Raw genomic sequence first — 13,769 nt, 5'->3', positions numbered from 1 at the left:
GGATACACCAACCAAGCTCCTCCTGGCGCAAAACCAAGTGAAGGGTTTCAACGAGAAAATAGCCTGCTGCCACCAGCTAAAGGTACAGCGGCAGGAGGCGGATATTCGACTGCCGGTGACTTGTTAAAATTCATCAACGCATTTCGAAGTTTCAAGCTGTTGAGTCCTAAATACACCGCTATGGTGAACCAAGTATTATGAAGATGTCGAGCACGCTCCTAGAAGGTTAAGGGGAGGCATTGGCATGGCAGGCGGCGGTCAAGGGATCAATGCGGTCTTAGAGATCGAGTATGGTCCTGGGGATATCGTGATTGTGCTCTCGAATTATGATCCACCAACGGCTTCAAAATTGGGGGGGCAAATCATGAGAACATTGGTTCCAAACATAAATTAATGCGAAATAGGCTTCGTAAAAAAGCGCCTCTCCCATTTCGCTCCCGGAGAAAAACGCCGTCTGTGACGATGTAGTGGAAATGAATATGTCCATTAAGCGAAGCCCCAAAGTGGTGCACAAACGCCAAGGCACCGAAACGCGAACCGGCCGGAGCTCCGGGTAAGTCGTTTGCAAAAGATGTTTATATGGCAAGCAACAAGAATCAATAGTAGTTCATCTCGTCCCTCGCTCTGCGTGACGAATACAGCCTGGGGCGCTGCCGTGACCCGCGTGAGAAAGCAAGTCGAAGTATGGTGATATTAACCATAACAAATGGTATTCCAATATCGTACCCTTCTTAGGTGATCCTGCCTTGAATGGAATGGGGTAAGATAATACACATTTTTTTACCATTCAAGTACACCTTTACCGGTGCACTTTCATTATGCCAATAACCTAATCCGCCAAAGTATCCACATCAAAGAAATACGTTTCTTTGCGAATTTGTACCTCAATTATCGAATCAGGATGTTTGTCGATTACTTCCCTTGCTCCTTTATCACCTTCGATTTTTAACAGATCATCAATGAAATTCTTAGAGAAGATAACCGGATTCCCTTTTCTGTATTGAAATGTGGGAACAATGATGGAAGGTATTTGTGAGTTAATAAATGTGTCTAGTAAGTTTTTTATATAGTCCATTGTGATGTATGGCATATCCCCCAGACAGATCATATAGCCTTCGGTTTTTTGTGAAGCTGCCGAAACCCCGCATTTGATAGAGCTGGCGATTCCTGTTTGAAATTCGCTATTATGAATGATGTGAACATTAGAATGTTTTATGGCTTCCGCTATTTTCTCATGTTCGTAACCCGTCACCAAAATTACTTCTGCAATAGGTAAGTTAGTCATCGTTTTCACTACGTGTCCAAATATTGAACTGTCCATGAAGGGTTTGAGGAGTTTGTTCTTATCACCAAATCTTGTAGAACTGCCGGCTGCAAGGATGATTGCTGTGATGTTATATTTCATGTTAACAAGATTTACGGGAATGCAGCTTACTAGATTTTTGAAGAGCCCCGCGCTGCATCGCTTTTCTCTTTTCGCTTTTCGGAAACAATCTGCGCTAAAATGCTTAATGCAATCTCTTCCGGTGTTCTTGCGAGAATGTCCAATCCAACCGGCGCGTATATTCGATCTATTTCTTCAAGCGAAAAGCCAGCTTCTAATAATCTCTTTTTTCTTTTTTCATGGGTCTTTTTGCTGCCCAGAGCGCCGATATAGGCTACAGGACTTTTCAATAAAATATGTAACGCAGGGTCGTCAATTTTAGGATCGTGGGTGACCAGGACAGCATAAGTGTCCTCATTCAACTCGATGTTTTCTAATGCTTCTTCCGGCCATTTTTCGAGGAGCTGATCCGGTGGAACCGGAAATCTCTGCCGGTCTGCAAAGATTTTCCTGGGATCGATGACGATGGTTTCAAATTCCAATTTTCTTGCTAATTCCACAAAAGGGATTGCTATATGAGAAGCTCCAATGACAATGACTCGATCCCGACGAGGAAACAGTTGGGCAAAAATTGGAATACCACCAATTGTTATTTCTAGGCTCTTTCCGGATTGAAATGTATCAATAGCTACATCCCTTGCTTTGTTTGTTAATTCACCCCAGTCTCCCAGGGAATTGCCATTGGCATAAACAAGAAGATGTCCTTCTGGCTGACCGTCTAACCTGGAGATCATAACCACAGGAAGGTTGTTTTCAATTGCTTTAACTATCGCATGCCATATTTCTGTATCAAAAATCTGATTTGTAAACGCCGGGTGCTTCTCAACAAGAACTTTAATCTTTCCACCGCAAGTCAATCCAACCGACCAAGCAGTATCATCCGAAACACCGAATTCAAGTACCTTGGGAATACCGGTTTTTAAAACAAGTTCCGCTTCTTCGATCACTGCATTTTCAACACAGCCACCGCTTACCGAACCGGCTATGTGTAATTCTCCTGTGATTGCCATCACAGATCCAACTTCCCGGGGTGCCGAACCCCAGGTTTGGATCACTGTGGCAGTGGCAAATAGGTTGCCTTCACTAACCCATGATTTTAATTGATTTAAAATGTCCCGCATAATTTAATAATTGTGAAATGACAAAATAATCTTGTATATTCAACATTCGCCTAAATAGATCATTACTTTGTTCTAACAAATTTGTTTTCACAAACTAGTTAGATTTATGTGAAAATTCCAGTTCCTTTTGTATTCAAATGGTTAAGGTTTTAATTTGAGCGATTATTTTACTTTAGGAATTTTTTGATGAAGGTTGATGCAATCATAACAGGTTCGGGGCAGGGTGGAACCCCATTGTCTCACCGACTGGATTATTTGCGTTAATGGATAACGTTAAACCTGCCGATTGATGAAAAAATTCTTAAAATCTAGGACCAAAGAAAAAATATTAATATTAATTATGAAAATAAATCTTTAATTTGGCGTATAAAAACAATAAATTTGTAAAGATAACTATTAAATGATTAGATAAATAAATAATTTATGATAGAATTCATAAAGAGGTTGGGTTTATGAAAAAGAAATTATTAAAAGGTTTTATACTCGTTCTTTCGCTTTCTATTTTATTGGGAAGCAAGACCTATGATTCTGATAAAATTTCCTATCAACAATTATCACCGGAACAGGAACATCAGCAAATAAGCCGGCTTATAGTGCGCTTGTTAACCCAAAAACACTACCAGAAAAGAGAAATTAATGATTCTCTATCCTATGAAATTTTTGACCGTTATATCGATCGTCTCGATCACAGCCGCATTTATTTTCATGAGTCGGATATCCAGTCATTTGAAAAATATCGTTACCAATTGGATGACTATTTAAAGAAAGGGGATGTTGATGCTGCTTACACAATGTTCAATGTATATCAACAAAGATTAGCGGAACGGTTGGAATATGTTTTTAATCGTCTCAAGACAGAGTTTGATTTTACAATTGATGAATATATTGAATTTGATCGTGAGACTTTACCCTGGTCAAAGACAACAGCAGAACTCGATGAAATTTGGCGCAAACGCCTAAAACATGATGCCCTTAATCTAAAACTCTCCGGCAAAGATTGGGAGGGGATAACCAGCACTTTAGAAAAACGCTATAAAAGAATTCAAACCAACCTGTCTCAATTTCAAAGTGAGGATGTTTTTCAAATATTCATGAACGCACTTTCAGAATCATTTGATCCCCACACCAGTTATTTCTCCCCTAAGAGTTTTGATGATTTTAAAATTAGAATGAGCCAGGCATTTGAAGGGATTGGCGCCAGGTTACAGACTGAAAATGAGTTTACAAAAGTTGTGGAGATTGTTCCTGGGGGCCCTGCTGATAAAGGAAAACTTTTATTTCCAAATGATAGAATCATAGGAGTAGCTCAAGGTCCTGACGGTGAACTGGTTGATGTTGTTGGTTGGCGGCTGGATGATGTGGTTCAATTAATTCGGGGAAAGAAAGGGACCACGGTGCAATTACAAATTTTGTCGGCAGAAAGAGGTGCAAATGCGGCGCCTGAGACTATTGCGATCGTCCGAGATAAAGTGAAACTTGAAGATCAATCTGCAAAAAGTGAAATCCTGGAAATTGAACATGGTGAAAAGGACTTTAAATTTGGGGTAATAACAATCCCAACTTTTTATTCAGATTTTGAAGCAAGGCGAAGAGGCGAAAAAGAATACAAGAGTACCAGTCGAGATGTTAGAAAACTATTGGATGATTTAAAACAACAATTAGTCGATGGGATCATCATCGATCTTCGTAACAATGGCGGTGGTTTTTTGAATGAATCGGTTGAATTAACCGGGTTGTTTATTGAGCAAGGTCCGGTAGTTCAAGTTCGGGATCGGCGTGGCAGAGTTAATGTAGAGAGAGATTCGGATAGAGAATTAGCTTATGATGGACCGCTTGCAGTACTTATGAACCGGCTTAGCGCTTCGGCTTCGGAAATATTTTCTGCAGCTATACAGGATTACAATAGAGGAATCATCATTGGCAGTCAATCTTTTGGCAAAGGTACTGTCCAAAACGCCATTGATCTGAACAGGTACGTGAAAAACCCATCGAAAAAATTGGGTCAACTTAAATTAACCGTAGCTAAATTTTATCGTATCGATGGCGGCAGTACTCAACATGTGGGAGTAATCCCGGACATCTCCTTTCCTTCTCGATTTAATCTAATGGAGATCGGTGAAAATTCGAGAGACAATGCTTTGTTATGGGACGAAATCGAACCCCTTCAATATGATAATCTAAAGGCTGTTTCAAAGGTTATACCGCAATTGGATCGTCGATCAAATCTACGATTATCCAGAAACGAGGATTTCGCCAGTTTGAAAGAGAATCTGGCTGAGTATAAAGATCGTCGAGAGAAAACACGGGTTACGCTACAAGAAGATAAACGGAAAAAAGAACGGGAAAAAGCGAATAAAAAGAAAGATTCGGATTCGTCAAAGGATGTTGATGCCAATAAGGATAAAAAGAAGAAAGATTTGTTGTTGAATGAAAGCGCTCATATTTTAAGTGATTACATCATAATATCACAAAATTAAAATTCATAAGCCAATCTTGAAAATTATTATTCATATGAGATGAATCGCAGTGTTTGCGAGAACCCAGGATAATATATTTCTACGAACTTACAAACTCCGCAGTTGAAGTTTTTCTTTTACGCCCTGTCATGGATCCGCTCGATAATTATCTCAACGAAATAAAAACCCAATTTATAAAACATAAGGGACTTATTGAAAACTCTATTCACCAAATAAATGAAAAACAATTCTTTCACCAAATGGATGAAGCATCCAACAGTATTGCAATTCTTGTGAAACATTTGTCGGGGAATTTGATTTCTCGTTGGTCGAAATTTCTTACTTCAGATGGCGAGAAGCCGGATCGAAATCGGGATGCCGAATTCATTATCGCCGAGTCTGACACAAAAAATGAACAAGAAACAGGCTAAATGAAAAAGTCAAGTTTGAATAATGATCTAAACAATTATTCAAAAACCAATCGCAAATTGTGGAATGGTTTGACAAGAATTCACGAGAAGTCAGATTTCTATAACCTGGAAGAATTTAAATCAAGCCGCAATTCATTGAAACAAATTGAAATAGAAGAAGTTGGGGAAGTTGCCGGTAAATCCATCCTTCACTTACAATGCCATTTTGGCTTAGATTCACTCTCCTGGGCGGTGAAAGGGGCGCAAGTAACCGGTGTGGATTTTTCGAGTGAAGCGATTTCTCTTGCCGATTCATTAAGCCGGGAATTACAAATACCTGTACATTTCATCTGTTCGGATATATACGATTTGCCGGATAGTCTAAACCAAAAATTCGATATCGTCTTTACATCTTACGGTGTCCTTAATTGGCTGCATGATTTGAATAAATGGGCAAGTTTGATTGCTCATTATCTCAAACCTGGTGGTTTCCTTTATATGATTGAATTTCATCCTTTGCTAGGTATGTTAAATGATGATGGAGAATTTGAATATGGTTACTTCTTTCATTCTCAACCGGAACGTTTTTTTCAGCAAGGATCTTATGCAAATCCGAATGCGGATTTTTCGCAAGAGTCGTATGAGTGGACGCACGGCTTAGGTGAGATTGTTACTGCTTTAATCAAAACGGGACTTGAAATCGAATTTCTTCATGAATTTCCTTTTAGTTCCTATAATTGCTATCCATTTCTGGAAGCAAAAAAACCTGGACAATATGTTCTAAAAAATGAGCGCCCCTCAATTCCGCTGATGTTTTCTATAAAGGCAAAAGTCTGATTATTTGATCAATTTATAAAAATGGGTGCCTCAACACAAAAGTTCTCTTGATTGAAATAAAATAAATCTGTAAAATAATGTTTTAATTTAAGTTAAATCATCCACAAATATTTATGATAGAGAAAATTAAACTTTCACTTTCGGTAAATGGAGAGAAGTACGAGAGATCAATACCTCCGAATCTGCTGTTAAGTGATTTTATCCGACAGGAGTTAACCCTAACCGGTACACATGTCGGTTGTGAGCATGGTGTTTGTGGTGCGTGTACAATTTTACTGGATGGCCAGGCAGTTCGGTCTTGTATATTATTCGCTGTGCAAGCAGACGGACATGATCTGCTTACCGTTGAAGGCTTGACAAAAAATGGCGACGAGAACCTCCATCCGCTACAATCAGCTTTCCGGGAAGCACATGGATTGCAATGTGGATTTTGCACGCCTGGTATTTTGCTTACTTTAATCCCTTTCCTGGAAGATTATGAAAATCCCAGTGAACAAGAAATTAGAGAAGCATTATCAGGTAATCTCTGCAGATGCACGGGATACCAGAATATTGTAAAAGCAGTAATACTTTATTCAACACAAAGGTATAAAGATAAACCACAGAGACACAGAGACACAGAGACACAGAGACACAGAGAAAAGAAAGTGAAACGAGAAGAAAGAAATAGACTGAGCGGAATTATTCTCGATTCATCCATTGAAGTTCATAAAAGGCAAGAATATTCACCACAGAGGCACAGAGACACAGAGAAAACAAATGAATCGAGTAGAAAGAAATAGTTTAAGCGGAATTATTCTCGATTCATCCATTGAAGTTCATAAGAATCTCGGACCTGGTCTGTTGGAATCAGTATATGAAACTTGTTTGTGTAAAGAGTTAAATCTTAAAGGAATTAAATATAAAAAGCAGCTTTCATTGCCTATCAATTATAAAGGATTTCAATTAGATTCAGATTTTAGAATAGACATTTTAATTGAAAACGAAATCATCGTCGAATTGAAAGCAATAGAGAGTTTATTGCCAGTTCATGAAGCTCAATTGTTAACCTATTTAAAACTTGCTAATAAAAGATTAGGTTTGTTAATCAATTTTAATGTGCCAAAGTTAGTAGATGGATTTAAACGAATGATTAGTGGATTTGATTAAAAAACTCTGTGTCTCAGTGCCTCTGTGGTAACTTTTTAAGAAAGAACAAAATTGCAAAAGTACTTCGGTAAACCAATCTTACGAAACGAAGATCCGCTGCTGCTTACCGGGCAAGCCTTGTTTGTAGATGATGTGAACCTTAGTGGGATGTTGCACGCTGCTTTTCTCCGCAGTGATTATGCTCACGGTAAAATCAACAGTATCGATGTCTCTGAAGCGCTTAAACGACCGGGCGTTATTGCTATTTACACAGCTGAAGATTTGGGGGATTATTGGCAACCTGGACCCTTGTTGGTACCGCCTCCACCCATCAAGGATTTGATCTTTCATGAAAGAACGCAAGTCCCATTGGCAAAAGATAAAGTCAGGCACGTGGGAGAAGCGATAGCTGTCGTTGTTGCGGAGAGCCGCTATGTTGCTGAAGATGCATTGGATGATATTTTTGTAGATATCGATCCTTATGGTGCTGTCGTGGATATTGAAAAAGCATTATCACCGGATGCTCCTTTAATTCATGATGATCTTAAATCCAATCTGGCAGCACATGTCATTCAGGAAAAAGGCAATTATGAGTCGATCAAAAACCAGGCTGATTGCATTATCAAACGGCGTTTTATATACGACCGGGGTGTTGCGGCAGCAATCGAAAATCGCGTAGTCGTTGCGAATTGGAACGATAAGAGTAAGAAATTAAAGATATGGGATACGACCCAGGCACCGATTCCTATTCGGAATGGCCTTGCGGCAATGCTGGGACTTTCTCAAAATCAAGTCAGGGTGATTGCACCTTTTATCGGTGGAGGTTTTGGTCCTAAGATTATGATGTTTTATCCGGAAGAAGTATTGATCCCATGGATATCAATGAAATTGAAACAGCCGGTTAAGTGGACAGAAGATCGGAAAGAAAACTTTTTTGCGACGACCCAGGAACGGAGCCAGATCCATGATGCGGAAATTGCCTTAACAAAAGAAGGTAAAATACTAGGTGTGCATGACGTATTCATCCATGATACCGGCGCTTATGATCCTTATGGATTGACAGTTCCTATCAATAGTCAATGTACGCTTTTGGGGCCGTATGATATTCCCAATTATTACTCTGAGTTTAAGGCTGTATTTACCAATAAAACTACTGTAACACCGGTTCGAGGGGCAGGCCGCCAACACGGTGTTTTTGTTATGGAACGGCTGCTTGATTTTGCCGCAAAAGAATTAAATATTGATCGGACAGTTATTCGCAAGAGGAATTTTTTGAAGCCGGATCAGTTTCCTCATAATCATCAAATTATCTTCCAGGACTTTAAGCCGTTAGTGTATGACAGTGGTGATTATCAACCTGGTTTCGAAAAAGCCGAGAAGATTATTGGCTATGACCAATTTATAAAAGAGAAATCAAAACATCATTCACAAGGAAAGCATCTTGGCATTGGCATTGTTTCTTACATCGAAGGAACGGGTATTGGCCCCTATGAGGGCGCACGGGTTTCCATAGATCCAAATGGTGAAGTTTGCCTGGCCACTGGGGTTGGCACCCAGGGACAAGGGCATTTTACTTCATTTGCCCAAATTGTATCCGAAGTGTTGTCCGTCGAGGTGAGCAGTGTAAAAGTGATGACCGGGGATACCAATGAATTTAACTGGGGCACCGGAACCTTTGCCAGCCGTGGCGCTGTCGTAGCCGGTAACGCCTGTCATGCTGCGGCGCTAGCAGTTCGAGACAAAATATTTAATTTGGCTTGTGAAGTATTAGAAACAACTGAAGGCAACCTTGAGCTAAATTCCGGATCAGTCTTTGTCAAAAACAATCCGGACAAAAACATTTCGCTGGGTGAACTGGCAAAACTGGCCAACCCACTCCGTGGCGCCGTAAAGCCGGGAACAGAACCCGGTCTTGAAGCGACTGCTTATTTTGGCCCTGAGCGTGGCAGTACTGCCAATGGTACACATGCCATGATTGTTGAAGTAGATGTGGATACCATGATGGTTAACATAAAAAGATATGTCGTTGTCCACGATTGTGGCAAGGTAATCAATCCAATGATCTTAGAGGGACAAATTCAAGGAGGCGTTGCGCACGGTATTGGAAATTCGTTTTATGAACAATTGATTTATGATGACAACGGACAGCTGTTGAATGCATCTTTTATGGACTATCTTCTGCCAACCTCTTTGGATGTGCCGAATATTGAATCTGACCATACGGAAACACCTTCTCCTTTTAATCCTCTCGGTGTAAAAGGCGCAGGCGAAGCCGGAGCAATACCAACCGGTGCGTTGTTCGCTCAAGCTGTAGAAGATGCCTTATCACAATTTAATTTGGAAATCTGTGAAATTCCGTTAAGCCCTAACCGTCTTTTTGAGATTTTTGAAGAGGCGAGGAATAAATAAAAAATATAACCACAGAGGCACAGAGTTACAAATGAGAAAATAAAAAGAACAAATATAAAGCAGTTATGGCATTTTTTAATCTCTGTGCCTCAGTGCCTCTGTGGTAAAAAAGATTTAAGAAATAGTAAGGAAACCAGTTAAATGAAAATAGAAAATGAATTTTTGTTTCAAGGAAATCGTGAAAAGGTCTGGGAAGCGCTCATGGATCCAAAATTATTGGCAAAAGCCATACCTGGAACTGAGAGTCTGGAACAAATCGGTGAGGATGAATACAGTGGCTTACTGAGAGTCGGGATTGGGCCCGTTAGTGGCAAATTTACTATTCAAATTAAGCTTACAGACAAGACACATCCTGAAAGTTTTAAAATGCAAATATCGGCCAAAGGCATTCCCGGATTTGTGAACGGCTTAGCGAATATAGAATTGACTGAAGAGTCGGAAAATTCAACTTTGATGAAGTATACAGCGGAACTGAGCATTGGCGGAAAGATAGCGATTGTCGGTCAAAGATTGTTGGATTCCGTCGGGAAAAGTATGACAAAGCAGGGCCTGGAAGCATTAAATAAAGAATTGCAAATCAAACTTAAAGATTAGTAGTACTTTTCAAGTTTAGTATCAGACAAATGAAACCAGCCCCATTTAAATTCTTCGCCCCGACTTCTATTGATGAAGCATTAGACCATCTGGAAAATTATGGTTACGATGCCAAAATTTTGGCTGGCGGACAAAGCTTGATTCCGACCATGAATTTCCGTTTGGCTCAACCAGCCGTATTAATCGATCTAAACAAAGTGAAGGATTTATTTTTTGTTAATCAGAGCGAATCTGGCGCTATTCGGATCGGTGCGATGACCCGCCAACGGCAAATTGAAAAAAGTGAATTGATAAAAGATCAAGCCCCACTTATTCATGAAGCCATGCCATTTATTGCTCATCCCCAAATTCGAAATCGCGGCACAATTGGCGGCAGCATTGCCCACGCCGATCCTTCCGGAGAACTCCCTGCGCTTGCGCTTGCCCTGGAAGCAAAATTCAAACTGGTTAAAAAAAGTGGTGAACGATGGGTAGTTGCTCAGGATTTTTTTATTGGATTATTTTCTACGGATTTACAACCGGAAGAGATCCTTACTGAAATTTCAATTCCGGTTTTGGCAAAGAGGAGTGGATGTGCTTTTCAAGAAATATCCCGCCGCCATGGAGACTATGCCATGGTTGGCGTCGCGGCAGTGGTTACATTGGATGAGCACGGAAAATGTGAAAATGCAGCGATCACCCTTCTAAGCGTAGGTGATGCTCCGGTTCAAGCCCATAAAGCAGAACAATTATTGATCGGGGAAAAGGCAAGTGCGAAGGTGATTGAAGCGGCGGCTGAGATGGTCTCTTCATCGGACATCGACCCTCCAAACGATATCCATGCCTCTGCTAAATTTCGCCGGCATCTGGCCAAAGTATTGACCAAAAGAGTGCTAACCCAGGCGTTTCAAAGAGCGAATAAATCTTAATATTCTAAAGAAAGAGATTGATGCGGAAACCCTCGAATTTGTATGAATTGGTCGAGCTTTCTCACGACCTTCCTGAAAGCCGATTGAGCAACGCCGATATCTCTCCCACTAAAATAAGTGAACGAACCTGGAACTATTGGCATATCGCGGCGCTCTGGGTCGGGATGAGTGTATGTGTCCCAACTTATATGCTGGCGGCCAGCATGATCAGCGCCGGCATGAATTGGTGGCAAAGTCTTTTCGTGATTTTTCTTGGCAATTTTATCGTCTTAATTCCACTTGTTATCAATGCCCATGCCGGCACAAAATATGGGATTCCCTTTCCGGTTTATGTGAGGTCATCATTTGGCACAATGGGGGCTCACATCCCATCGATACTGCGCTCATTGGTCGCCTGCGGTTGGTTCGGTATCCAAACCTGGATTGGCGGAATGGCCATTCATGCCATCATTAGTATACTTTGGGAAAGCTGGCAAACCCTGGGCGGCAGCTGGAGTTTTATGGGCTATGGTTTGCCTCACTATACCAGTTTTATGCTGTTTTGGCTGATCAATATGTACTTTGTCTGGGCCGGAACCGATTCGATAAAATGGCTCGAAACTTTAGCGGCGCCTTTCTTATTGGTAATGGGAATTTTGCTCCTGGTTTGGGCTGCACTAAAAGTGGGTGGGATTGGCACTATTTTAGACAAATCCAACGACCTGATTCAAAGCCGCGAAAGTTTGTCTTTTTGGGGTTTTATTTTTACACTTTTCATCCCCTGGCTTACCGCAATGGTGGGGTATTGGGCCACTTTGTCATTGAATATCCCGGATTTCTCGCGCTATGTGAAGAGCCAAAAAGATCAATTGCTGGGTCAAACCATTGGTATTTTAACCGCGATGCCGCTCTATGCATTTATTGGCATTGCCGTAACCAGCGCTACGCTGATTCTATATGGCGAGGCTATCTGGGACCCGGTTAAACTTTTGACAAAACTTACCGGCGAGTACAACAGCCCCCTTTTAGGCATTCTCGCCATGTTCGCTTTGGCAGTTGCAACACTCAGTACGAATATCGCTGCAAATATCGTTTCTGCTGCCAATAGTTTTTCAAATTTAAATCCGCAAAAGATCAGCTTTCGCATGGGTGGATTAATCGCCGGCTGCATGGGTATTTTAATTATGCCGTGGAAATTGCTGGATATGTATTTAACCTGGCTGATTACTTATTCAGGACTGCTTGGAGCTGTCGGTGGGGTTATATTATGCGATTATGTTTTCATCCGAAAGGGCAACCTCAATCTTGAGGATCTTTACCAAGAAAAAGGCGAGTATGCCTATAAAAATGGCTTGAACCGAAAAGCGCTAATCGCCCTGGTCGCGGGCATTCTTGTCGCATTAATGGGGAAAGTGTTTGCTGGTCTGGAATTCCTGTTCAATGGCGCCTGGTTTTCGGCGGCAATCGTTTCTTTTATGGTTTATTATTTTTTGATGAGAAGTAATATTGATAAAGTTACAAACGATAAATGATATGGCTTCCTCTGTGAAAGATTACTTCACTAACTCATCATTTGTTAAATTTTTGGATTTCCAGGCCAGGCAGATGTTTATAGTGTTTATCATTTCCGGTAATCAAAGGTATTTTTGTAATAATAGCACTCGCCCCAATCAAAGCATCTGCTAGTTCCATTGAATGACTTAGCGTGTATTGTTCTATAAAGAACATCGCTTTGGTTGAAATCATATCATTGATTTGCAGCACATTAACATTCAATATGCTTAGCGCCTTTTTAAAATGATTTAATTCATCTTTATTTCTTACCCCTTGTATAATTTCCATATAGGTAATTACCGAAATGGAAAAATCATTTAGAGAGTGAATTAACTTAATGGCATTTTCATTTTTTCTTGAATACCAGATTAACACATCAGTATCGACAATCAATAGGATCTCCCTTGCCTGATTTTTCGAACATATCCTTCTACATCTTCCATGTCTTCACGGTTTTGCCACATTCCACAAAATTTATTGTCCTTATTGGTTTCCGTTTGATTTTGAATGCGAACAATCTTTACACAAGGTTTTCCATGATAGGTAATGGTAACCTCTTCTCCTCGCATTGCTGCATCAAGTATTTCTTTAGTATGGAATCTTAGATCTTTACTTGTCGCCTTCATAAAACCTCTCACGGTAATAGTTGTTATATTAAAATATAAACTTTTAAGAAGATAGCAAGAAAAAATGTGGAGGTTAAAAGAAATAGAAGTTTGGTGACTATGAATATTTGCCCCTCAATAAATATCGTTTCTGCTGCCAATAGGTTTTTCAAATTTGAATCCGCAAAAGATCAGCTTTCGCATGAGGGGATTAATCGCAGGCTGCGTGGGTATTTTAATTATGCCGTGGAAATTGTTGGATATGTATTTAACCTGGCTGATCACTTATTCCGGGCTGCTGGGCGCTGTCGGTGGGGTTATATTATGCGATTATGTTTTCATCCGAAAGGGCAACCTCAATCTTGAGGATCTTTACCAAGAAAA

17 protein-coding genes are annotated in these 13,769 nt (G+C 40.4%); 11 read left to right on the top strand and 6 right to left on the bottom strand.

Features of this window, described 5'->3' with window-relative positions:
• Window positions 1-244: 244 nt before the first annotated feature.
• Window positions 245-394: a hypothetical protein gene (locus IIC38_16800; GenBank protein MCH8127594.1), complete on the top strand. Its 150-nt coding sequence runs from the start codon at window positions 245-247 to the stop codon at window positions 392-394.
• Here the strand turns inward: IIC38_16800 and IIC38_16795 are convergent.
• From IIC38_16795 to IIC38_16780, 4 genes are all read right to left on the bottom strand, one after another.
• The gene (locus IIC38_16795) at window positions 363-512 is read right to left on the bottom strand and encodes a transposase (GenBank protein MCH8127593.1); all 150 of its coding nucleotides are present in this window, start codon (window positions 510-512) and stop codon (window positions 363-365) included. The genes IIC38_16800 and IIC38_16795 overlap by 32 nt on opposite strands.
• A 95-nt stretch (window positions 513-607) precedes the next feature.
• The gene (locus IIC38_16790; protein MCH8127592.1) at window positions 608-787 is read right to left on the bottom strand and encodes a hypothetical protein; all 180 of its coding nucleotides are present in this window, start codon (window positions 785-787) and stop codon (window positions 608-610) included.
• Between the two features lie 42 nt (window positions 788-829).
• Window positions 830-1,405 carry a nucleotidyltransferase family protein gene (locus tag IIC38_16785; protein ID MCH8127591.1) on the bottom strand — a complete coding sequence of 192 codons (576 nt, stop codon included), beginning with the start codon at window positions 1,403-1,405 and terminating at the stop codon, window positions 830-832.
• 29 nt (window positions 1,406-1,434) lie between these two features.
• Window positions 1,435-2,505, bottom strand: a complete 1,071-nt coding sequence (locus tag IIC38_16780; protein MCH8127590.1) for an XdhC family protein — start codon at window positions 2,503-2,505, stop codon at window positions 1,435-1,437.
• A 452-nt stretch (window positions 2,506-2,957) separates the two neighbouring features.
• Here IIC38_16780 and IIC38_16775 point away from each other — a divergent pair, with 452 nt between their 5' ends.
• The 9 genes from IIC38_16775 (at window position 2,958) to IIC38_16735 (ending at window position 12,758) form a co-directional block, all read left to right on the top strand.
• Window positions 2,958-4,982 carry a carboxy terminal-processing peptidase gene (locus IIC38_16775; GenBank protein MCH8127589.1) on the top strand — a complete coding sequence of 675 codons (2,025 nt, stop codon included), beginning with the start codon at window positions 2,958-2,960 and terminating at the stop codon, window positions 4,980-4,982.
• A gap of 53 nt (window positions 4,983-5,035) precedes the next feature.
• A complete protein-coding gene (locus IIC38_16770) occupies window positions 5,036-5,392 on the top strand; it encodes a DUF1572 family protein (protein MCH8127588.1) in 357 nt (118 codons plus the stop codon).
• Window positions 5,393-6,208, top strand: a complete 816-nt coding sequence (locus IIC38_16765) for a class I SAM-dependent methyltransferase (GenBank protein ID MCH8127587.1) — start codon at window positions 5,393-5,395, stop codon at window positions 6,206-6,208.
• A gap of 116 nt (window positions 6,209-6,324) precedes the next feature.
• Window positions 6,325-6,990 carry a (2Fe-2S)-binding protein gene (locus IIC38_16760; protein ID MCH8127586.1) on the top strand — a complete coding sequence of 222 codons (666 nt, stop codon included), beginning with the start codon at window positions 6,325-6,327 and terminating at the stop codon, window positions 6,988-6,990.
• Window positions 6,968-7,357: a GxxExxY protein gene (locus tag IIC38_16755; GenBank protein ID MCH8127585.1), complete on the top strand. Its 390-nt coding sequence runs from the start codon at window positions 6,968-6,970 to the stop codon at window positions 7,355-7,357. Before IIC38_16760 ends, IIC38_16755 begins: the two co-directional genes overlap by 23 nt.
• A gap of 147 nt (window positions 7,358-7,504) precedes the next feature.
• Window positions 7,505-9,745 (top strand): xanthine dehydrogenase family protein, encoded by a 2,241-nt coding sequence (locus tag IIC38_16750; protein ID MCH8127584.1) that lies wholly within the window; start codon window positions 7,505-7,507, stop codon window positions 9,743-9,745.
• Window positions 9,746-9,886: 141 nt separating this feature from the next.
• Window positions 9,887-10,339 carry a carbon monoxide dehydrogenase subunit G gene (locus IIC38_16745; GenBank protein ID MCH8127583.1) on the top strand — a complete coding sequence of 151 codons (453 nt, stop codon included), beginning with the start codon at window positions 9,887-9,889 and terminating at the stop codon, window positions 10,337-10,339.
• A 29-nt stretch (window positions 10,340-10,368) separates the two neighbouring features.
• On the top strand, window positions 10,369-11,247 hold the full coding sequence (locus tag IIC38_16740) for a xanthine dehydrogenase family protein subunit M (protein MCH8127582.1): 879 nt from the start codon (window positions 10,369-10,371) through the stop codon (window positions 11,245-11,247).
• Between the two features lie 20 nt (window positions 11,248-11,267).
• Window positions 11,268-12,758, top strand: coding sequence for an NCS1 family nucleobase:cation symporter-1 (locus IIC38_16735; protein ID MCH8127581.1), 1,491 nt, complete (start codon window positions 11,268-11,270; stop codon window positions 12,756-12,758).
• A 37-nt stretch (window positions 12,759-12,795) separates the two neighbouring features.
• Here IIC38_16735 and IIC38_16730 read toward each other — a convergent pair whose 3' ends face one another.
• Both IIC38_16730 and IIC38_16725 read right to left on the bottom strand, forming a co-directional pair.
• Window positions 12,796-13,173 (bottom strand): type II toxin-antitoxin system VapC family toxin, encoded by a 378-nt coding sequence (locus tag IIC38_16730; GenBank protein MCH8127580.1) that lies wholly within the window; start codon window positions 13,171-13,173, stop codon window positions 12,796-12,798.
• On the bottom strand, window positions 13,170-13,406 hold the full coding sequence (locus IIC38_16725) for a type II toxin-antitoxin system prevent-host-death family antitoxin (GenBank protein MCH8127579.1): 237 nt from the start codon (window positions 13,404-13,406) through the stop codon (window positions 13,170-13,172). The genes IIC38_16730 and IIC38_16725 overlap by 4 nt, the downstream gene beginning before the upstream one ends.
• A 154-nt stretch (window positions 13,407-13,560) precedes the next feature.
• On the opposite strand from IIC38_16725, the gene IIC38_16720 reads away from it, so the two are divergent.
• A partial coding sequence (locus IIC38_16720) for a cytosine permease (GenBank protein ID MCH8127578.1) occupies window positions 13,561-13,769 on the top strand: 209 nt, incomplete at its 3' end.

Source organism: candidate division KSB1 bacterium, assembly GCA_022566355.1.
Classification (GTDB): domain Bacteria; phylum Zhuqueibacterota; class JdFR-76; order JdFR-76; family DREG01; genus JADFJB01.
Note: the sequence above shows the minus strand (reverse complement) of the source record. Positions and strands in the feature narration are given on the sequence as shown.